Origin of the sequence: Marinobacter excellens LAMA 842 (assembly GCF_001574445.1) — a bacterium.
Taxonomy (GTDB): domain Bacteria; phylum Pseudomonadota; class Gammaproteobacteria; order Pseudomonadales; family Oleiphilaceae; genus Marinobacter; species Marinobacter shengliensis.
Window position 1 is genome coordinate 22,551 of sequence record NZ_LOCO01000023.1, and the last position, 20,322, is coordinate 42,872.

The 20,322-nt window shown below is 57.7% G+C and carries 18 protein-coding genes; 15 read left to right on the forward strand and 3 right to left on the reverse strand.

The features are described 5' to 3' along the window. Position 1: 1 nt before the first annotated feature. From rsmG to glmS, 14 genes are all read left to right on the forward strand, one after another. Entirely contained in the window at positions 2–637 is a 636-nt protein-coding gene (gene rsmG, locus J122_RS16095) for a 16S rRNA (guanine(527)-N(7))-methyltransferase RsmG (RefSeq protein ID WP_061333187.1), read from the forward strand. Between the two features lie 31 nt (positions 638–668). After that, the gene (locus J122_RS16100) at positions 669–1,463 is read left to right on the forward strand and encodes a ParA family protein (protein WP_061333188.1); all 795 of its coding nucleotides are present in this window, start codon (positions 669–671) and stop codon (positions 1,461–1,463) included. A 60-nt stretch (positions 1,464–1,523) separates the two neighbouring features. After that, entirely contained in the window at positions 1,524–2,399 is an 876-nt protein-coding gene (locus J122_RS16105) for a ParB/RepB/Spo0J family partition protein (RefSeq protein WP_061333217.1), read from the forward strand. A gap of 203 nt (positions 2,400–2,602) precedes the next feature. Beyond that, positions 2,603–3,010: an ATP synthase subunit I gene (locus J122_RS16110; RefSeq protein ID WP_082780615.1), complete on the forward strand. Its 408-nt coding sequence runs from the start codon at positions 2,603–2,605 to the stop codon at positions 3,008–3,010. An 18-nt stretch (positions 3,011–3,028) separates the two neighbouring features. Beyond that, complete coding sequence (gene atpB / locus J122_RS16115; RefSeq protein ID WP_061333190.1) at positions 3,029–3,898, forward strand: F0F1 ATP synthase subunit A; 870 nt, start codon at positions 3,029–3,031, stop codon at positions 3,896–3,898. A gap of 85 nt (positions 3,899–3,983) precedes the next feature. After that, positions 3,984–4,211 carry a F0F1 ATP synthase subunit C gene (gene atpE, locus J122_RS16120; RefSeq protein WP_058090906.1) on the forward strand — a complete coding sequence of 76 codons (228 nt, stop codon included), beginning with the start codon at positions 3,984–3,986 and terminating at the stop codon, positions 4,209–4,211. A 96-nt stretch (positions 4,212–4,307) separates the two neighbouring features. Next, positions 4,308–4,778, forward strand: coding sequence for a F0F1 ATP synthase subunit B (locus tag J122_RS16125; protein WP_058090905.1), 471 nt, complete (start codon positions 4,308–4,310; stop codon positions 4,776–4,778). 12 nt (positions 4,779–4,790) lie between these two features. Further along, complete coding sequence (locus tag J122_RS16130; protein ID WP_058090904.1) at positions 4,791–5,327, forward strand: F0F1 ATP synthase subunit delta; 537 nt, start codon at positions 4,791–4,793, stop codon at positions 5,325–5,327. 28 nt (positions 5,328–5,355) lie between these two features. Beyond that, the gene (gene atpA / locus J122_RS16135) at positions 5,356–6,900 is read left to right on the forward strand and encodes a F0F1 ATP synthase subunit alpha (RefSeq protein WP_058090903.1); all 1,545 of its coding nucleotides are present in this window, start codon (positions 5,356–5,358) and stop codon (positions 6,898–6,900) included. 70 nt (positions 6,901–6,970) lie between these two features. Then, positions 6,971–7,831: a F0F1 ATP synthase subunit gamma gene (gene atpG / locus J122_RS16140; RefSeq protein ID WP_061333191.1), complete on the forward strand. Its 861-nt coding sequence runs from the start codon at positions 6,971–6,973 to the stop codon at positions 7,829–7,831. Between the two features lie 54 nt (positions 7,832–7,885). Beyond that, positions 7,886–9,280: a F0F1 ATP synthase subunit beta gene (atpD, locus tag J122_RS16145; protein WP_058090901.1), complete on the forward strand. Its 1,395-nt coding sequence runs from the start codon at positions 7,886–7,888 to the stop codon at positions 9,278–9,280. Between the two features lie 38 nt (positions 9,281–9,318). Continuing rightward, positions 9,319–9,741 (forward strand): F0F1 ATP synthase subunit epsilon, encoded by a 423-nt coding sequence (locus tag J122_RS16150; protein ID WP_061333192.1) that lies wholly within the window; start codon positions 9,319–9,321, stop codon positions 9,739–9,741. Between the two features lie 150 nt (positions 9,742–9,891). Then, positions 9,892–11,256: a bifunctional UDP-N-acetylglucosamine diphosphorylase/glucosamine-1-phosphate N-acetyltransferase GlmU gene (glmU, locus tag J122_RS16155; RefSeq protein WP_058090899.1), complete on the forward strand. Its 1,365-nt coding sequence runs from the start codon at positions 9,892–9,894 to the stop codon at positions 11,254–11,256. Between the two features lie 30 nt (positions 11,257–11,286). Next, positions 11,287–13,119, forward strand: a complete 1,833-nt coding sequence (gene glmS / locus J122_RS16160) for a glutamine--fructose-6-phosphate transaminase (isomerizing) (RefSeq protein WP_061333193.1) — start codon at positions 11,287–11,289, stop codon at positions 13,117–13,119. Positions 13,120–13,151: 32 nt separating this feature from the next. On the opposite strand, the gene J122_RS16165 is transcribed toward glmS, so the two are convergent. The 3 genes from J122_RS16165 to J122_RS16175 form a co-directional block, all read right to left on the reverse strand. After that, positions 13,152–15,296, reverse strand: a complete 2,145-nt coding sequence (locus J122_RS16165; protein WP_061333194.1) for a TonB-dependent siderophore receptor — start codon at positions 15,294–15,296, stop codon at positions 13,152–13,154. Positions 15,297–15,368: 72 nt separating this feature from the next. Then, complete coding sequence (locus J122_RS16170; protein ID WP_061333195.1) at positions 15,369–16,280, reverse strand: helix-turn-helix domain-containing protein; 912 nt, start codon at positions 16,278–16,280, stop codon at positions 15,369–15,371. Between the two features lie 26 nt (positions 16,281–16,306). Beyond that, positions 16,307–18,382: a TonB-dependent siderophore receptor gene (locus J122_RS16175; RefSeq protein WP_061333196.1), complete on the reverse strand. Its 2,076-nt coding sequence runs from the start codon at positions 18,380–18,382 to the stop codon at positions 16,307–16,309. A 387-nt stretch (positions 18,383–18,769) separates the two neighbouring features. Here J122_RS16175 and nhaB point away from each other — a divergent pair, with 387 nt between their 5' ends. Beyond that, positions 18,770–20,275 carry a sodium/proton antiporter NhaB gene (gene nhaB / locus J122_RS16180; RefSeq protein ID WP_061333197.1) on the forward strand — a complete coding sequence of 502 codons (1,506 nt, stop codon included), beginning with the start codon at positions 18,770–18,772 and terminating at the stop codon, positions 20,273–20,275. Positions 20,276–20,322: the final 47 nt, after the last annotated feature.

Consider the following 20,322-nt stretch of genomic DNA (forward strand, 5'->3'; position numbering starts at 1 on the left):
GATGACTTATCCACAATGGCCAGGCCAGCTGAGCGACGGCCTGGCGGCGATGAATCTGTCCCTCAGCGAAAGCCAGCAGCAACAGTTGCTGGCTTTTCTCGCATTGCTGAATAAATGGAACAAGGCCTACAACCTGACCGCCGTGCGGGATGAGCGGGTGATGGTGTCACGGCAATTGCTTGACAGCCTGAGCATTCTGCCATGGGTGACCACCGACCACCTGCTGGATGTTGGCGCCGGGGGTGGCCTGCCCGGTATCCCTCTGGCCATTGTGTTCCCGGAAAAACGCTTTACCCTGCTTGACAGCAATGGCAAGAAAACCCGGTTCCTGAACCAGTGTGTGCTTGAACTGGGGCTAGGCAACGTTGAGGTAATTCATGGCCGGGCGGAAGACTGCCAGCCGGATCAGCCATTCACCCAGATCAGCAGCCGGGCCTTTACCGCCCTGGAGAACCTGGTGACCTGGTGTGGCCAGTTGCTTGCGAGTGAGGGTGAGTTCCTTGCCATGAAAGGCCAGTATCCGGATGATGAAGTAGCTGCCCTTCCGGCCGGCTGGCAGGTAGAATCCAGCCATTCCCTGAAGGTGCCCGGTGCAGATGGCGAGAGGCACTTGCTGATCGTCACCCGGGCTGAGTAAACCCGCTAACCCCAAGAGCAGGAGGCAAAGCATGGCGCGCGTGATTGCTGTGACCAATCAGAAAGGCGGTGTGGGCAAAACCACCACCTGCGTCAATCTTGCCGCGTCTCTTGCCGCCACCAAACGCCGGGTGCTGCTGGTGGATATGGACCCCCAGGGTAACGCCACCATGGGCAGCGGTGTCGACAAGAATAGCCTGCAGTTGTCCGGTTACGACGTGCTCACCAAACGTGCCAGCGCTGCCGAAGTGATTGTCAGGGCTGAGGCCTCCGGTTTTGACATACTGCCCGCCAACGGCGACCTGACCGCGGCGGAAGTGGAACTAATGAACGAAATCGGTCGGGAGCACCGGCTGCGCCTGACCCTTAACACCGTTCGCGAGAATTACGAATACATCCTCATCGATTGCCCGCCGTCCCTGAACCTGCTGACCGTCAATGCCCTGTCGGCGTCGGATTCAGTGCTCATCCCCATGCAATGCGAATACTACGCACTGGAAGGCCTGGCTGCGTTGATGAACACCGTGGAGCAGATAAAGGAAACGGTGAACCCGAATCTTGAGGTCGAAGGCATCCTGCGCACCATGTACGACCCGCGCAACAGCCTGACCCTGGATGTCTCCGGTCAGCTTAACGAGTATTTTGGTGACAAGGTCTACCGGGCGGTTATCCCACGCAACGTGCGCCTGGCTGAAGCACCGAGTTACGGTATGCCGGCGCTGGCCTACGACCGGGCCTCCAAAGGCGCCATTGCCTATCTGGCCCTGGCCGGAGAAATGGTGCGCCGGCACGGATCGAAAAAGACATCCGCCGCGGTTGCGGTGTAACATAGATCGCCGTCAGGCGACCATGCATCCACCATTTCAACAGGAAGAATGACAACCACCATGGCGGCGAAGAAACGAGGTTTGGGCGAACGCGGTTTGGGGGCACTGCTTCAGGGTTCCAAAGTAAACCTGAACCAGGAACCCGGTAATCACGATGGAGAACTGCGGGACATTCCCGTGGATCTGATCCAGCGCGGACGTTATCAGCCCCGCCGTGACATGGACCCGGCCGCCCTGCAGGAACTGGCCGACTCCATTCGCCAACAGGGCGTGATGCAGCCGGTGGTGGTTCGCCCCATCGCGGAAGGCCGTTATGAACTGATTGCCGGTGAACGCCGCTGGCGCGCTACCCAGATAGCCGAACTGGACCGTATTCCCGCCATTATCCGCGATGTGCCCGATGAGGCCGCCATTGCCATGGCGCTGATCGAGAACATCCAGCGGGAAAACCTCAATCCGATCGAAGAAGCCTTCGCCCTGCAACGCCTGCAGGAAGAATTCGGCCTGACCCAGGCCCAGGTGGCAGAAGCGGTGGGTAAATCCCGCACCACCATCACCAACCTGTTGCGCCTGATTGGCCTCACCGAAGATGTCCGGACCATGCTGGAACACGGTGACCTGGAAATGGGCCATGGCCGCGCCATGCTCACCCTGCCGCCAGAGCAGCAGATGCAGGTGGCCCGCCAGGTGGTGGCCAAGTCGCTGTCGGTACGCCAGACCGAAGCCCTGGTGCGTCGGATTCAGCAGGAGAAGCCCGCGGCCGAAGAAACCGAAAGCAAGGGCCTCGACCCCAATATTCGCGCCCTGCAGGACGACCTTTCAGACCGCCTTGGTGCCCGGGTTGCGATCAACCATGGCAAACGGGGAAAGGGCAAAGTGGTGATCGAATACAGTTCACTGGATGAGTTGGATGGTATTCTGGGCCATATCCGCTAAGTCAGCCGGATAATCGGGAAAAATCATCCTAAAGTCCCGCTTTTCGCATTAAACACCACATGTGGTTGCTCCGGAGGTTGCAGAACACAACTTGTGTTATCTGCTATCAAATCTTGAATCGATCTGGTTAAAACTTGGCCAATTTTTCGGCCGAGTTGTGTTGAACAGCTATCGGTTAACACATATAATTCCGCGCGCTTGGAATGACAGCTGGTGACATGACACGTTCGAAGAAAGCCATCATGCGTTTGCCGCTCCTGAAGTGGCTGGTTATCGAGATGGCGGCTCTGGTCACTATCAGTCTGTTGTGGTTGTTTGAAAGTCGTTTGGCCGGGTATTCCGCGTTTATCGGCGGTCTTATTTTTGTCATACCAAACGCGTATTTTGCTCACCGGATGTACCGGTACCAAGGCGCCCGACACGCGCGCCTGATGGTGGGCAACATGTTCAGGGCAGAAGGCATCAAGCTTGCCCTTACCGCAGTGGGTTTTGCGGCAGTTTTCATCTTGATGGAGCCAGTACATGTGCCGGCTCTGTTATTCACTTTTGCTGTAATGGTTGTTCTCAGTGGCGTGCTGCGCTTCCTGATTCAACCTCAAAGACAGCTATAGACTGGACGTGAGAGCAGTATGGCAGCTGATACCCCAGTAGAATATATACAACACCACCTTCAGAACCTCACTTACGGCAAGCTCCCCGCCGGTTATGAGAGGGTCGATCCCTACACCAATGATGTCACCGTGTTGCAGGAGGCCTCCTGGACGTTTGCGCGTACTTCGGCCGAAGCAACCGATATGGGCTTCATGGCGTTCCACGTGGACACCCTGGGCTGGTCCATCTTTATGGGCATCCTGTTCCTGACCATTTTCCGTATGGTTGCCAAGCGGGCCACCAGCGGCGTGCCCTCCGGGCTCCAGAACGTGGTCGAAATGACCGTCGAATTTGTTCAGACCATCGTTCGTGATGGCTTCCACGGCAGGAACCCGGTCATCGCGCCGCTGGCCCTGACCATGTTTGTCTGGATCTTCCTGATGAACAGCCTGAAGCTGATTCCGGTGGACTTTATCCCCCAGATTGCCCACGCGCTGGGTCTTGAATACTTTAAGATTGTACCGACCACCGATCCCAATGGTACCTTCGGTATCTCCATCGGTGTGTTCCTGCTGATCATCTTCTACAGCATCAAGGTAAAAGGTGCTGGCGGCTTCGCCAAGGAACTGTCCTTCACACCGTTCAACCACTGGGCGCTGGTACCCTTTAACCTGGTACTGGAAATCCTGGGCCTGCTGACCAAGCCGCTGAGTCTTGCGCTGCGTCTGTTTGGTAACATGTACGCCGGTGAGGTAGTGTTCATTCTTATCGCGATTCTGCCGTTCTGGGTGCAGTGGACGCTGAACGTGCCCTGGGCGATTTTCCACATCCTGGTGGTAACGCTGCAGGCCTTTATCTTCACAACGCTGGCGGTGGTTTATCTGAGTCAGGCACACGAAGATCATTAACGGACAGTACAGAAGAAGTTTCGTAAAACCTGGATTGTGAAATCCCAAATTAACCTTTAATAAACTGAAAGCTAAGGAGTTTTAAATGGAAATCGTATTCATCGCAGCTGCTATCATCCTGGGTTCTGGCGCTCTGGCCACCGGTATTGGCTTCGCTCTGCTGGGCGGCAAACTGCTCGAGTCTTCTGCTCGTCAGCCTGAAATGGCTCCGCAGCTGCAAACCAAGACCTTCATCATGGCTGGTCTGCTTGACGCTGTTCCGATGATCGGTGTTGGTATCGCGATGTACCTGATCTTCGTTGTAGCTGGTTAATTACACCCGAGAAGCCAGGGCGCTGCTCACTTGAGTTGAGGACGCGCCCGGTTTTCCGGAAACCAGGACGCAACGAATAGCAAGAGGTATATTGCCGTGAATATAAACCTTACGTTGATAGGGCAAGCGATTGCCTTCGCTATTTTCGTCTGGTTCTGCGTCAAATATGTGTGGCCGCCCATCACGGCTGCCATGGAAGCGCGCCAGAAGAAAATTGCCGACGGCCTTTCTGCCGCAGATCGGGCATCCCTCGATCTGGAACTCGCGCAGGAAAAAGCCTCCAAAGAATTGCAAAAAGCAAAACAGGAAGCTGCAGCCCTGATTGACCAGGCCAACAAGCGTGCCGCCCAGATTGTGGAAGCGTCTAAAGACGATGCCCGCAAAGAAGGCGAAAAGCTTATTGAGCAGGCCAGGGCCGAAATTCAACAGGAGCGTGTTCAGGCTCGCGACGCACTGCGCAAAGAAGTAGCGGTTCTTGCCGTTGCCGGTGCCGAGAAGATCCTGGAAACCTCTGTAGATGCCAAAGCTCACAGCGAGATGCTGGACAAGCTGGCCGCAGAACTCTAAACGAGGGTCATCATGGCACAACTGACTACGTTAGCCCGACCCTACGCGAAAGCCGTATTCGATGCCGCTAAAGAACAGAATGCCGTTGATCAGTGGGATCAGGCACTGGCTTTTGCAGGTCTGGTCGCGGCTGACCAAGAGGTAGCGAACATCCTGGCCAATCCCGGCCTGTCTGAGCAACGCAAGGCGGAACTCTTCGCCGATTGTTTCGAAGAGCCCCTGCCTGAAGCACTCAGAAATTTCCTGTTGATTCTTGCTGAAAACAAGCGTCTGGCGCTGTTGCCGGAAGTTGCTACGCTGTTCAGTCTGTATCGCGCGGATCTCGAGCGCACCGTCAAACTGGCGGTGAACACAGCGTTCGAACTGTCTGCCGACGAACAGCAGAAGTTGATCAAAGCACTGTCCGAAAAGCTGGAGCGCAAGGTTGAGCTTGAAACCGCGGTGGATCAGTCCCTGATCGGCGGCGTGGTAGTACGCACAGGCGACCTGGTTATCGACGCTTCAGTCCGTGGCAAGCTGGCCAGAATGGCCAAGGCTCTGGGCTCCTGATTTCAGCACAAGGTTTGAGGACAAAGGCATGCAGCAACTGAATCCATCCGAGATCAGTGACATCATCAAGAAGAGAATCGAGAAACTCGACATCTCTTCCGAAGCAAAGAACGAAGGTACGATCCTGTCGGTATCTGACGGCATCGTATTGATCCACGGTCTGGCCGACGTTATGTACGGCGAGATGATTGAATTTGCCAACGGCACCTACGGCATGGCTCTGAACCTGGAGCGTGATTCTGTTGGTGCGGTGGTACTGGGCGACTTCGAAGGTCTGGCCGAAGGTCAGAAAGTTCGTTGTACCGGCCGTATCCTGGAAGTGCCGGTTGGTAACGAACTGCTGGGCCGTGTGGTTGACTCTCTGGGTAACCCGATCGACGGTAAGGGCGAGCTGGGTAACAGCCTGACCTCTCCGGTTGAGAAGGTTGCACCTGGCGTTATCGCCCGTCAGTCCGTTGATGAGCCGGTACAGACTGGCTTGAAAGCCATCGACACCATGGTTCCCATCGGTCGTGGCCAGCGTGAGCTGATCATCGGTGACCGTCAGATCGGTAAGACCGCTGTAGCGATTGACGCGATCATCAACCAGAAGAACACCGGCATCAAGTGTATCTACGTTGCCGTCGGCCAGAAGCAGTCTTCCATTGCCGCGGTTGTGCGCAAGCTGGAAGAGCACGGCGCCATGGACCACACCATCGTGGTTGCCGCCGGTGCCGCTGATCCTGCCGCCATGCAGTTCCTGGCTCCGTACTCCGGTACGTCCATGGGTGAATTCTTCCGTGACCGCGGTGAAGACGCTCTGATCGTATACGACGACCTGTCCAAGCAGGCTGTTGCTTACCGTCAGATCTCCCTGCTGCTGCGTCGTCCGCCAGGACGTGAAGCATTCCCGGGTGACGTTTTCTATCTGCACTCCCGTCTGCTGGAGCGCGCTTCCCGCGTTAACGCTGACTACGTTGAGCAGTTCACCAACGGTGAAGTGAAAGGCAAGACCGGTTCTCTGACCGCGCTGCCGATCATCGAAACCCAGGCTGGTGACGTTTCTGCGTTCGTACCGACCAACGTGATCTCCATCACCGATGGTCAGATCTTCCTGGAAACCAACCTGTTCAACTCCGGTATCCGTCCGGCCATGAACGCCGGTATCTCCGTATCCCGGGTAGGTGGTGCAGCCCAGACCAAGATCATGAAGAAGCTCGGCGGTAACATCCGTCTGGCCCTGGCCCAGTATCGGGAACTGGCGGCATTCGCCCAGTTCGCTTCCGATCTTGACGAAGCAACCCGTCGTCAGCTGGAGCACGGTCAGCGCGTTACCGAGCTGATGAAGCAGAACCAGTACAGCCCGATGACCGTTGCGGAAATGGGTACCGTACTGTTCGCAGCAAACGAAGGCTTCCTGGACGATGTTGATGTAAACAAGGTTGTGAAGTTTGAAGCACAGCTGCTGGACTGGATGCGTTCCGAGCAGAAAGAGCTTCTCGACAAGATCGGCCCCGAGGGCAACTTCAACGACGACATCACCGCTGGCCTGAAAGCTGCTCTGGAGAAATTCAAGACCACTCAGAGCTGGTAAATCCACTGGGCCCGCCATTGTGCGGGCCTGCTGGTCCCTTTGAGTGTCTAACTTGAAAAGGCAGTGACTTATGGCCGTCGGAAAAGAAATACGTAACCAGATCGGAAGCATCAAGAGCACGCAGAAGATCACCTCCGCCATGGAAATGGTGGCGGCGAGTAAAATGCGTAAAGCTCAGGACCGTATGCAGGCAACTCGCCCATACGCCGAAAAGATGCTGCAGGTAATCGGACACATTGCCAAGTCCAACAAGGATTACCGTCATCCGTTCATGCAGGAGCGTGAGGTCAAGCGGGTAGGCTACATTGTAGTTTCCTCCGACCGTGGCCTTTGTGGTGGTTTGAACACCAACCTGTTCAAACTGCTCGTTCGCGAAATGCGTGAATGGAAACAAAAGGGTGTTGAGACCGACATCTGCGCCATTGGGCAAAAAGGCGCGTCTTTCTTCCGTAACTACGGTGGCAACGTTGTAGCGGCGGTTACCCATATGGGTGACAACCCGTCTGCAAGTGAGCTGATTGGTAGCGTCAAGGTGATGCTCGATGGTTTCGAGCAGGGCAAGATTGATCGCCTGTACCTTGTGAGCAACGAGTTTGTGAATACCATGACTCAGAGCCCGCATTCGCTGCAGCTGCTGCCATTGCCGGAAGGTGATGACGAGGATGTAGGTCACCAGTGGGATTATCTCTATGAGCCGGATTCACGTCCGATTCTTGACGGGCTACTGCCACGTTATATCGAATCCCAGGTGTATCAGGGTGTGGTAGAGAATCTGGCCTGTGAACAGGCTGCCCGGATGATTGCCATGAAGAGCGCGACAGACAACGCCGGTGGCATCATCGATGAGCTTCAGCTGGCCTATAACAAGGCCCGCCAGGCAGCCATCACCCAAGAGATTTCGGAGATTGTGAGCGGCGCGGCATCTGTTTGATAACGCTCACAAACCTACTGGTTTTATTGACTACTAGATAACGAGGAACCGAGCATGAGTAGCGGACACATCGTTCAGATCATTGGCGCGGTTATCGACGTGGAATTCCCACGTGACTCCGTGCCAAGCGTTTATGACGCACTGCTGCTTGAAGGTGGCGAAACAACTCTGGAAGTCCAGCAGCAGCTGGGTGACGGCATTGTTCGTACCATCGCAATGGGCAGCACCGAAGGCCTCAAGCGTGGCCTGAAAGCTGAGAATACCGGCAAGCCGATTTCAGTACCCGTGGGCACCCAGACTCTGGGCCGCATCATGGACGTATTGGGCCGTCCGATCGACGAGCAGGGCGACATCGGTGAAGAAGAGCGTTGGGCTATCCACCGCAAAGCACCGGGCTACGCCGACCAGGCAGCGTCTGCTGACCTGCTGGAAACCGGCATCAAGGTTATCGACCTGATCTGCCCGTTCGCCAAGGGTGGTAAGGTTGGCCTGTTCGGTGGTGCCGGTGTAGGCAAAACCGTAAACATGATGGAATTGATCAACAACATCGCGAAAGAGCACTCCGGTCTCTCCGTATTCGCCGGTGTTGGTGAGCGTACCCGTGAGGGTAACGACTTCTACTACGAAATGAAGGAGTCTAACGTTCTGGATAAGGTTGCCATGGTTTACGGCCAGATGAACGAGCCCCCAGGAAACCGTCTGCGTGTGGCCCTGACCGGTCTCACCATGGCCGAGAAGTTCCGTGACGAAGGCCGTGACGTTCTGTTGTTCGTTGACAACATCTACCGTTACACCCTGGCCGGTACCGAAGTATCTGCACTGCTGGGCCGTATGCCTTCAGCGGTAGGTTACCAGCCGACTCTGGCGGAAGAGATGGGTCAGCTGCAGGAGCGGATCACCTCTACCAAGAACGGTTCTATCACCTCTATCCAGGCGGTCTACGTACCGGCGGATGACTTGACTGACCCGTCTCCGGCCACCACCTTCTCGCACCTTGACGCGACCGTGGTACTGAGCCGTGACATCGCCTCCAAGGGTATCTACCCGGCGATCGATCCGCTCGACTCCACCTCCCGTCAGCTGGACCCGCTGGTGATCGGCGAGCAGCACTACAACGTTGCCCGTGGTGTTCAGAACGTTCTGCAGCGTTACAAGGAACTGAAAGACATCATCGCGATCCTGGGTATGGACGAGCTGTCTGAAGAAGACAAGCTGACCGTGGCCCGTGCCCGTAAGATCGAGCGCTTCCTGTCTCAGCCGTTCCACGTAGCGGAAGTATTTACCGGTTCCCCGGGTAAGTACGTGTCTCTGAAGGAAACCATCGCCAGCTTCGAAGGCATCCTGAACGGTGACTACGACGACATGCCGGAGCAGGCCTTCTACATGTGCGGTGGCATCGAAGAGGCAATCGAGAAGGCTAAGGCAATGAAAGCGAAAGAAGGCAAGTAAATTACCTTCTTCCCTTTCTGACCCAAGAGGCGTAAGAAATGGCTATGACCGTACATTGTGACGTCGTAAGTGCCGAAGAAAAAATCTACTCGGGCCTGGTGGAGATGCTGATCGCCACCGGAACCGAGGGTGAGCTAGGCATCCAGCTTGGCCATGCTCCGCTGCTGACCGAGCTCAAGCCCGGCTCAGTGCGGATCATCAAGCAGGGTGGCGCCGAGGAGATTCTGTACGTATCCGGTGGTTATCTGGAAGTACAGCCGAACCTGGTGACCCTGATGGCTGATACCGCAGTTCGTGCCAAGGATGTGGACGAAGCGGCAGCCCTGGAGGCCCAGAAGCAAGCCGAGAAGGCACTGGCGAACAAGACAGGCGAGTTCGAGTACTCCCGTGCTGCCGCCGAGCTGGCAGAAGCCGCCGCTCAGCTGCGCACCATCCAGAAACTGCGCAAGCACCTGCGCTAAGCAGGGTTTGTGTCAGGGCCCGGACTGGCCTGACCGTGAACCGCATCCGCAGGTGGATAACCAGCCACACCCGCAAGGGCAAGGCCGGTTATTCACCGGGACGCGGTTTTTTATTTTGAGATTCACCACCAGATTGGAGCGTACCGCCCCATGAGCCCATTACACGTTGTGATCCTGGCGGCCGGCCAGGGCTCCCGAATGAAATCGGCGCTACCCAAGGTATTACACCCGGTGGCCGGCAAGGCCATGCTGCATCACGTGATTGATACCGCAAAGCAGCTGGGGGCGGAGAAAATTCACACGGTAATCGGCCACGGTGCAGATCGGGTGCGGGCATCACTGCACGAACCCTCGGTGAACTGGGTGATGCAGACCGAGCAACTGGGTACCGGCCATGCCGTGGCCCAGGCCTTGCCGGATCTGCCGGACGACGCCCGGGTACTGGTGCTCTACGGCGATGTGCCGTTGACCCGCAAAGACACCCTCGACGCCATGGTCAGTGACCTGGACGATGGCAATCTGGCCCTGCTGACTGTGGATATGGACAACCCTCACGGCTATGGCCGGATCGTTCGTAACGCCGAGGGCCAGGTGCAGGCGATTGTGGAGCAGAAAGACGCCACCGCCGAGCAGCAAGATATCCAGGAGGTAAACACCGGTATCCTGGCCGTTTCTGCCCGGCACCTGAAAAGCTGGCTACCCACGCTATCCAACAGCAACGCCCAGGGTGAATACTACCTGACCGACATCATCGCTATGGCTGTTGACCATGGCTTGTCCGTCACGGTGTCTCAGCCCCTGAACCCGTTTGAAGTGCAGGGCGTGAATAACCGCCTGCAACTGGCGGAGCTGGAGCGTTGGTACCAGCGCCAGCAGGCAGAAAGGCTGATGACCGAGGGAGCTACCCTGGCAGACCCGGCCCGGGTGGATGTACGCGGTGAGCTGACCATTGGTAACGACCTGTGGATTGATGTGAACGCGGTGTTTGAGGGTAAAGTCAGCCTTGGCAGCAACGTGGTGATCGGTCCGAACTGTGTGATCAAGGATTCCACCATTGCTGATGGCGCTGAAATCAAAGCCAACAGCGTGCTTGAAGGTGCGATTGTAGGCGCCAATGCCCAGATTGGCCCGTTCGCCCGCCTGCGCCCGGGTACCGAACTGGCCGCCAATACCAAGGTGGGCAACTTTGTCGAAACCAAGAAAGCGGTAGTAGGTGAGGGCAGCAAGATCAATCACCTGAGCTACGTGGGCGATGCCTCACTGGGTCGTAATGTGAATGTGGGTGCAGGCACCATCACCTGCAATTATGATGGGGTGAACAAGTTCAAAACCGAGATCGGCGACGGTGTGTTTGTGGGTTCCAACACCTCGCTGGTGGCGCCGGTGACAGTGGCGGCCGAGGCCACCATTGGTGCAGGTTCGACCATTACCCGCAACGTCGCTGAAAGCGAACTGGCGGTAGCCCGCGGCAAACAACGGAATATCGCAGGCTGGGAACGGCCCAAGAAAGCGTAACAACCGAATTAACTGACAGGTGATAACAGCATGTGTGGGATTGTAGGAGCGGTTTCCGAACGGGACGTCCAGGGTATTCTGCTGGAGGGGCTCCGCCGCCTTGAATACCGGGGTTACGACTCCGCCGGCATGGCCGTGATCAACGGCAAGCCGGAAGTGCAGCGTGCCCGGGAAGTCGGCAAGGTTGCCGCCCTGGCCGATGCCATCAGTGCCAATCCCCTGGCCGGGCATCTCGGTATCGCCCATACCCGCTGGGCCACCCACGGCGAGCCATCCCAGGTGAACGCCCACCCGCACATGTCTGGCGATCGCCTGGCCATTGTCCACAATGGCATCATCGAGAACTATCAGGAACTGCGGGAAGAGCTGAAAGCCGAAGGCTTTGAGTTCACCTCCCAGACCGACACCGAAGTCGTTGCCCATCTGATCGGCAAGAACTACAAGGCGGGCGGAAGCCTCTATAACGCCGTCAAGACTGCCATTAGCCGCCTGCGCGGCGCCTTTGCCCTGGCCGTGGTCCATGCCGACGAGCCGGACCACATGGTGGTGTGCCGTGAAGGCAGCCCGCTGGTGGTGGGTGTGGGTATCGGCGAAAACTTCATCGCCTCTGACCAGCTGGCGCTGCTGCCGGTCACCGACCGGTTCATGTTCCTGGAAGAAGGCGACATCGCCGATATCCGCAAGGACAAGATCGAGATTCACGATCGCGAAGGCCAGGCGGTTGAGCGCGCCATCAACCGTTTCGAACACGGTGCCGATTCCGCCGACAAGGGCGAGTACCGCCATTACATGCTCAAGGAAATCTACGAGCAGCCGAAAGTGATCAAGGCCACCATGGAAGGCCGGATTACCGCTACCCGGGTGCTGGAGCAAGCCCTGGGTACCGATGCCGAAAACCTGCTGGAGAACGTGCGCCACGTCCAGATCATCGCCTGTGGAACCTCTTATCATGCCGGCATGGTGGCCCGTTACTGGATTGAAGACCTGGCCGGCGTACCCTGTTCCGTGGAAGTAGCCTCCGAGTTCCGCTACCGCAAGCATGTGATCCAGCCGGATACCCTGTTCCTGTGCATTTCCCAGTCCGGCGAAACCGCCGATACCCTGGCGGCTTTGCGCCAGGCCAAGAAAGCAGGTTTCCGCGCGGCATTGGCGATCTGCAACGTACCGGGCAGTTCGCTGGTGCGGGAATCCGACCTGGTGATCATGACCCAGGCCGGCCCTGAAATCGGCGTGGCGTCCACCAAGGCGTTCACCACCCAGCTGACCGCCCTGCTGATCTTCACCCTGGCCCTGGCCCGCCACAACGGCCTGAATGCCGAGCGGGAAGCCGACATCGTGAAGGCCATTCACCTGTTGCCGGGCCAGGTCAACGATGTGCTGGCCCTGGATGGCGAAATCGAGGAGATGTCCAAGGCCTTCATGGACAAGAACCACAGCCTGTTCCTGGGCCGGGGTTCCCAGTACCCGGTCGCCATGGAAGGAGCTCTCAAGCTCAAGGAAATTTCCTACATCCACGCCGAAGCCTATCCGGCTGGCGAGTTGAAGCACGGCCCCCTGGCTCTGGTAGACAGCGAAATGCCCGTGGTGACCGTGGCCCCCAACAACGACCTGGTGGAAAAGCTGAAATCCAACCTGGAAGAAGTGCGGGCCCGCGGTGGCGAACTGTTTGTGTTCGCCGACAAGGCTGCAGACGTGAAGCCGGAAGAGGGCCTGCACGTGATGCAGATTCCCTCGGTGCACGAAATCACCGCGCCCATCGTCTACACCGTGCCACTACAGTTGCTCTCCTATCACGTGGCGGTACTCAAGGGCACCGACGTGGATCAGCCGAGGAATCTGGCCAAGAGTGTGACGGTCGAGTAGCCCCGACCGCCTGGACGGCTGGGCACCGAGAATCAGAACGTGTAGGAAACGGAAGCTTCCACCGTGCGCTCCTCACCAAACCAGCAGTTGTTGGCGTCAAAGCAGCTGTAGTAGCGCTCGTCGGTAAGGTTGTTCACGGACAGGCCCAGTTCGGCACCGCGGAGGCTGTGAGAGACGCGTCCCAGGTTGTAGCGCAGTGCGATATCGACCAGTGTGGCGTCCGGCACGTTCCCCTCGTTCGTCGCTGCGTTGTATTCCGCCTCGCCGATGTAGCGGGCGCCAATGCCTGCCACCAGGCCATCCAGTGGGCCGTTATAGAAGCCATAGTCCGCCCAGACCGACAGCAACTGGTCGGGCACCCACACGGGCGTCTGGCCTTTCAGGCCGGTGTTGTCCTTGGTCACCTCCACACTCTGCAGCGTGTAGCTGGCGGTCACCAGCAGACTGTCGATGGGCTGGGCCTGAGCCTCCAGCTCGATGCCCTGGGAGCGCACTTCCCCCGCCTGGACCTGGTCCAGAGGTCCGCCATTGGGGTCGCGGGTGGGCACGTTGTCCTTGGTGATCTGGTAGAACGCCAGGTTGAGTGAAGTGCGTTGATCCTGGGACTGGTATTTTACCCCCAGCTCCCACTGGTCCCCCTTGGAAGGGTCGAATTCGTTGCCGTTGCGATCACTACCGCTTTGCGGCTCGAAACTCTCGGCGTAGTTGAGGTAGGGCGAGAGACCGTTGGCGCCGCGATACATCACGCCGGCACGTGTAGAGACGTTGTCCTGGTCCAGTTTGCTGTTCACAGGCGCGCCGTATTTGCGGCCGGACTCTTCCCCGGTGAAGTCGTCCCAGCGCACGCCGCCGATCACCACGAAGCGGCCCAGCTCAATCTGGTCCTGCAGGTACACGCCAAGCTGCTTCTTGCGGATGTTGAAGTCCGAGGACAGAGCCGTATTCTCGATGTTTATGGTGCTTCTGGATATCTGATAGTAGTCCGGATAGAACAGATCGATGGCCGGTGCGGCAGTGTCTTCATAGATAACGTCGGAATCGAGACTCAGGTAGTCCACGCCAACCAGAATGTTGTGCCGGGCCCGGCCGGTCTGGAAGCGCCCCGAGAACTGGTTGTCCACCGTAAACCCGGTGGTTGCCTCGTCGGTCAGGTAGGCCTGGCGTTGCAGGGTGCGTCCGTCCTGGCTGAACGGGTCGTTGGGGAATCGGTAGGTGTAGGTATTGGTCTGGAATGCCTCGGCATCGGTATATCGGAAGTTCTGCAGGAAGTTCCAGTTGTCATTGATGTTGTGGTTGACCTTGTAGCCGACCAGCAACACCTCTTTATCAAATTCGTTCCAGTTGGCGTCGCCGGAGAAGGCATCCTGCGGGAGGTCTCCATTCGGGTTGGGCAAGAACAGGCCGGAAGCGGGCAGGGTGGTGTAAATGCCCATAGCCGGATCTTTCTGGTAGTAGAGGTTGAAGTTCACCAGGGTGTTGTCACTGACCTGCCAATCCACGGAAGGCGCGATCATGTGGCGCTCTTCCTCAGAGGTTGCGGCCTGGCCATCCCGGGTGCGGGTCAGGCCAACAAGGCTGTAGGACAGGTTGGAATCGCCCAGTTGACCGCGGCTTTCAATGGACGCCTCGGCCAGATTGCGGGAACCGCTGGCAACCTCAATTTTGTTGAAGTGCTCTGAGGACGGCTGTTTGCCGATCAGATTCACCATACCACCGGGCGGCATGGACCCATACAGAGTGGAGGTGGGGCCACGAAACACCTCAACCTGCTCCACGGCTTTCAGATCAATCTGGGGCTGCAGATTCCAGTCGTTGTACAGCAGCTGCAGGCCATCGTAATAGTTCTGGTAATTGATGAAGCCGCGGATGCTGAACAGGTCCAGCCGGCCGACGGCGCCTCCGCGAAGTTCGGTGTTCACGCCCGGTGCATAGCGCAGTGCAGTGGCCACGGAATCGGCATCGCGCATTTCCAGGGCCTGTTGATCCAGTACTGAGATACTCTGGGGAGTGTCGCCCGGCGCCAGTGCCGTCTTGGTGGCAGTGTTCCTGTAGGTTTCGCCGTAAACCGTCATGGTGTCCAGCTCCATGGGTTCATCGGTTTGAGCGACGGCCAACGGGCTGCCAGAGAGACTAACGGCAATAGCAAGTAATGACGGTTTGATCACGTGTGAGGGCATGTCGGGTCCTGTTTAACGTGGGAACGATTAAGTGCGAATCATTCCCATTATATTTATCTGGCTGAACAGGACTTAACCGATTGGTGCATGCCGGGCAATGAATGGCTCGTTGAGGGTGACCGGAATCCAGTATTCCATGGCCACCTCGGGCGCGTTGGCGTCAAAGTCAGGCGGGTACACTTCCAGGTCGTAACCGTAGACGGCATTGCAACCTGCGTGCGGAAGCCAGGCCGTGAAGAACCACTTCAGGATTTCCGAGAGGGACTGGATTGGTCCCTGGAAGGAGATCACCACGTAGTTCTGGGCGGGTACTTTAAGGGTCTCGGTGTCGGCGTCTTGGATCTCTGTCTGAACGCCAGCCAGATAGCGGAATTCGGACTCCGGCCCCCGGGAGAGATCGAGAACACCGAACCTTGGCTGTTCAGCCGGCAGCCTCTCACTCTCTATGAGTGATGCCCAGAGGGCGGGAACCTTGGTGCCGAAATCAGGGTTGGATGAGAACAGCCCCCGGATCCTGTCGGAGCGGCCTGATACGCTAAACGCCGGTTTCGAATCCAGCCGTATGGCGGGCACCCGTGCCCTCCACGCGGCGTCTGGAAGCTTAGCCGGGTCAAGGCACAGTGGCGTGGTGAGCAGGCAGGGCAGGCCGCGCCGGCGATATTGAGCCGGCGGGCAGCCAAAATGCTGTTTGAAGCTGCGGGTAAAGCTGATGTCAGAACTGAAACCGCAGGCCAGGCCGATATCGATAATCCGCTGTTCGGTGAAAAGCAGCATTTCCGCCGCCAGGCTCAGCCGCAGCTCCCGGACGTATCGACCTACGGACTGTCCGGTCTGTTCCGAGAACACGCGGTTGAACTGCCAGCGGGACCAACCGCCTATCCTGGCAAGGCTGGCCACGGCCAGAGGCTTGTCCAGGTTCAGGTGAATGTGTCTGAGAACCTGCTCGATCCTGCCAAGCTGGCCATACCGGCTTGAAATCGTCATCACAGGTCCCCGCCGGGCAGTGCCGGTTACCAGCGATAGCTGAGGCTGGCTACTACGCTTCTCTCGGCGCCGTAATAGCACCAGTAGTCACAGCTGGCCACGTATTCACGGTCGGCCAGGTTGCTGACGTTCAACTGGGCTTGCCACTGGGGCGCGAAGGCATACTGGGCCATCAGGTCGAACACGGTGTACGAGGGCACTTCCGTGTTGCCGTCTTTGGTTTCGCCCACAAACCGGGCGCCGGCACCGACCTTCAGGCCCGGGGCCAGGTCGGTGAAGCTGTAGTCCAGCCACGCCGAGGCCTGGTGGCGTGGAATCAAGGGGGCCTGGCGTTCGCTACCGGCCGTGGCCTGGTCGCGAACCTTGGCGCTGTTGTAAGTGTAGGCGGCGGTCAGCTCGAGCTGCTCGGTGAGGTAGCTGACGCTCTCCAGCTCGAAGCCTTCATTGGTACGCTCGCGGTCCTGGATCTGGAAGCCACCCTGGCTGGTGCCCAGGGAGTTCTTCTCTTCAATGCGGTACACCGCTGCGGTCACGTAACCGTCCAGATTGCGGGGGGCAATTTTCACGCCCAGCTCAATCTGCTCGCCGGTGCGCGGCTCATACAGGTCGCCGTTGCCGTCGGTACCGGCAATGGGTTGGAAGGATTCGGTATAGGATATATAGGGACTGACGCCGTTTTCGGCCAGGTACATCACACCGCCGGAAAGCGACAGCTGGTCATCGTCTGCCTTCTGGCGGGTATTGGCATCGCGGTTGATGTTGTCCACCTTCGCTTGGTCATAGCGTGCGCCGGCCAGGAATACCCAGCGGTCGTCCAGACGCAGCTGGTGCTGGAGGTAGTAGCCGGTCTGCCGCTTGTCGATCTCGGTAACGATCAGGTCGGCGGCCGTGACTGGTGTGAAGTTACCGTACTGCGGATTGAAAAGGTCAATGGGGCCGCCGAATATTGAGAACCCACCCGCACCATTCTGTTGTCCCTTGTTATTCAGATCCTGGTAATCGACACCTGCCAGGAACGTATGCTCGGTACGATCGGTGTACCAGTTGCCGACCACACGGTTATCCACCGTCCAGCTGTCGATCTTGCCGTCACGATAGGTGAGGTAACGCTGGCCCTCCCGCGGACCTGTCTGGAAAAAGATGTAGCTGCTGCGCAACAGCAGATCCAGCTCGCTGTAGCGGAAATCCTGTTCGAACCGCCAGATATCGTTGATCTGGTGGCTGAGGGCATAGCCCAGAGAGGTCTGGGTGCGTTCGTTGGTGTCGTAACCAGGTTCACTGTAATTGGTGGAGGGATCCACCTTGCCAAACGGTGTGTCCTGCACGGTGCCATAGGCCAGCTTGAACGGGTTGGTCGGGATGGCGTCGTCTTTCTGAAAGCTGGCCAGAACGGTCAAGCTGGTGTCTTCGGTGATGTCCCAGGCCAGACTGGGCGCGATGTAGTAGCGTTCGTTTTCGGTGAAGTCCAGGTCGCCTTCGCCGTCGCGATAAAGGCCCACCAACCGGTAGCGGACGTTATCGGTTCCGGCGACCGGGCCGGAGGTGTCAACCCCAAGCTGGCGGTGCTTGTCGGTACCTGCCTGTACCAGCACCTCGCCCTGCGTGTTATCGGTTGGGCGCTTGCTGATGGCGTTGATCACTCCGCCCGGAGGCGCTTCACCGTAAAGGATGGAGGCCGGTCCCTTCAGCAGTTCGACCCGCTCCAGGCCGTAGGTTTCAGGCAGCCACTGGTAGAAGCCCTCGCGATAGATTCGCAGGCCGTCCTGGTACGTGGCCTGGTCAAAGCCGCGGATTTTCAGCCAGTCGGTGTCGTTGTCATCACCGTAGTGACCCGACACCACACCGGCGCGGTACTGGAAGGCCTCATCAAGGGACTGAACATTACGCTCCCTGAGTTCCTCTTCCTCCACTACCGACGCTGGTCGTGGGGTTTCCACCAGCGGTGTCTCCACCTTGAGTGCTGTGGCCGAGACCACCAGGGCCTCCAGGCTGGCGGGTTCGGCATCCTGTGCCAGAAGCGGGGCCGAGGTGGTTGCCATACCAACGGCCAGGGTCAGTCGTATGGCTTGCGTCAACGGCTTGGTCAGGAAAACGGCGGGCATAAGGCACCTTTGTAACGGCTGTAAGTAACATGAATGGGGTGAAACATCACCGAAATTCGCCGAATATTATTCCTTAAATAATCTTAATGCAAACCAATATCATTCACGTTTATGGTCGGTTGCCGGGGATGATGGGTTAAATTTTCATGAAACCACCTTATCCGACCGAAAATCGGTTAAAATGCCGTCGCCCGTCCAGGGATAATTAAGTAGTATTACGAAAATTATTGTGAAGCCCGAGCGTATACTCTCTCCTTTTTATTATTAAGACCAAAAGCGGTCTTACGTTTGTACCTTTGGACCATACCCCGGTACGCAAATATCAAGGAAGATTCTGATCCTCCGGCGCACTATTCCAATAACCCGCTTTCTCAGAAGACCATCGCAATGCCCAACACCGTCCTGTCTGGCTTTACCCATAATTTTCTTGGCAAAGCGCCTGTCTGGTACAAACAGGTAATTCTGTTGTTTCTGATTGCCAATCCCATCGTGATGTACGTGTTCGGGCCGGGTGTGACTGGCTGGTTGCTGATCGGTGAGTTCATCTTCACCCTGGCCATGGCGCTGAAGTGTTATCCGCTGTTGCCGGGCGGTTTGCTGGCGGTGGAGGCGTTGCTGATCGGGCTGACCACGGCAGACGCCGTGTATCACGAGGTTCTGGTGAACTTCCCGGTGATTCTGCTGCTGATGTTCATGGTGGCGGGCATCTACTTCATGAAAGACCTGCTGCTGGTTACCTTCACCCAGATTTTGGTGGGGGTTCGCTCCAAGTCGGCTTTGTCGTTGTTATTCTGCAGTGCGGCCGCGCTGCTCTCAGCGTTTCTGGATGCGTTAACGGTGACCGCCGTGATTATCAGCGTGGCGGTGGGCTTTTTCTCGGTTTACCACAAAGTGGCTTCTGGCAAAGGTTATCAACAGAAAGACCACAACGCCGGCAGCGATGAAGAAGTGATCGAGCTGCACCGGGAAGACCTGGAAAACTTCCGGGCGTTTCTGCGCAGCCTGTTGATGCACGGGGCCATCGGTACCGCTCTTGGTGGGGTCGCCACCATGGTGGGTGAACCCCAGAACCTGCTGATCGCCAAAGTGGTCGGTTGGGATTTCGTGGGCTTTTTCCTGCACATGGCGCCGGTGAGTATCCCGGTGCTGTTCGCCGGCCTGGCGACCTGCTGGGCGCTGGAGAAACTACGCTGGTTCGGCTACGGCGGCCGACTGCCCAAGCCGGTTCGCCAGGTGCTGGAAGAGTTCGCCAAGAACGAGCGTGCCCGCCGCACCAAAGCCGACCAGGCATCCCTGTGGATTCAGGCCATCGCTGCCGCCATCCTGGTGATCGGCCTAGCGTTTCACATTGCTGAAGTTGGCCTGATTGGCCTGTTGGTGATCATCCTGATTACCTCGTTTACCGGCGTCACAGACGAGCACCAGATTGGCAAAGCCTTCCAGGAATCCCTGCCGTTCACTTCTCTGCTGGTAGTGTTCTTCGCCGTGGTGGCGGTGATTCATGAGCAGCATCTGTTCAAACCGATCATCGATTACGTACTCAGCCTGCCGGAGCACCAGCAGCCGGGCATGTTCTTTATTGCCAACGGCCTGTTGTCGATGATCAGTGATAACGTGTTCGTGGCGACGGTGTACATCAGCGAGGTCAAGCAGGCGCTGGATGCCGGCGCCATCAGCTATGAGCACTTCCAGACCCTGGCGGTTTCCATCAACACCGGCACTAACCTGCCCAGCGTGGCAACTCCTAATGGCCAGGCGGCGTTTCTGTTTCTGCTGACTTCCGCCATCGCGCCATTGGTGCGGCTGTCGTACGGCAAAATGGTGATCATGGCGTTTCCGTACACCATCGTGATGGGGGGAGTGGGTCTGTACATGGTGACCCATTCATTCTGAGTACACGTTTTTTAACGTTTGGCCCCACAGTGTTTCGCCTATCTGTT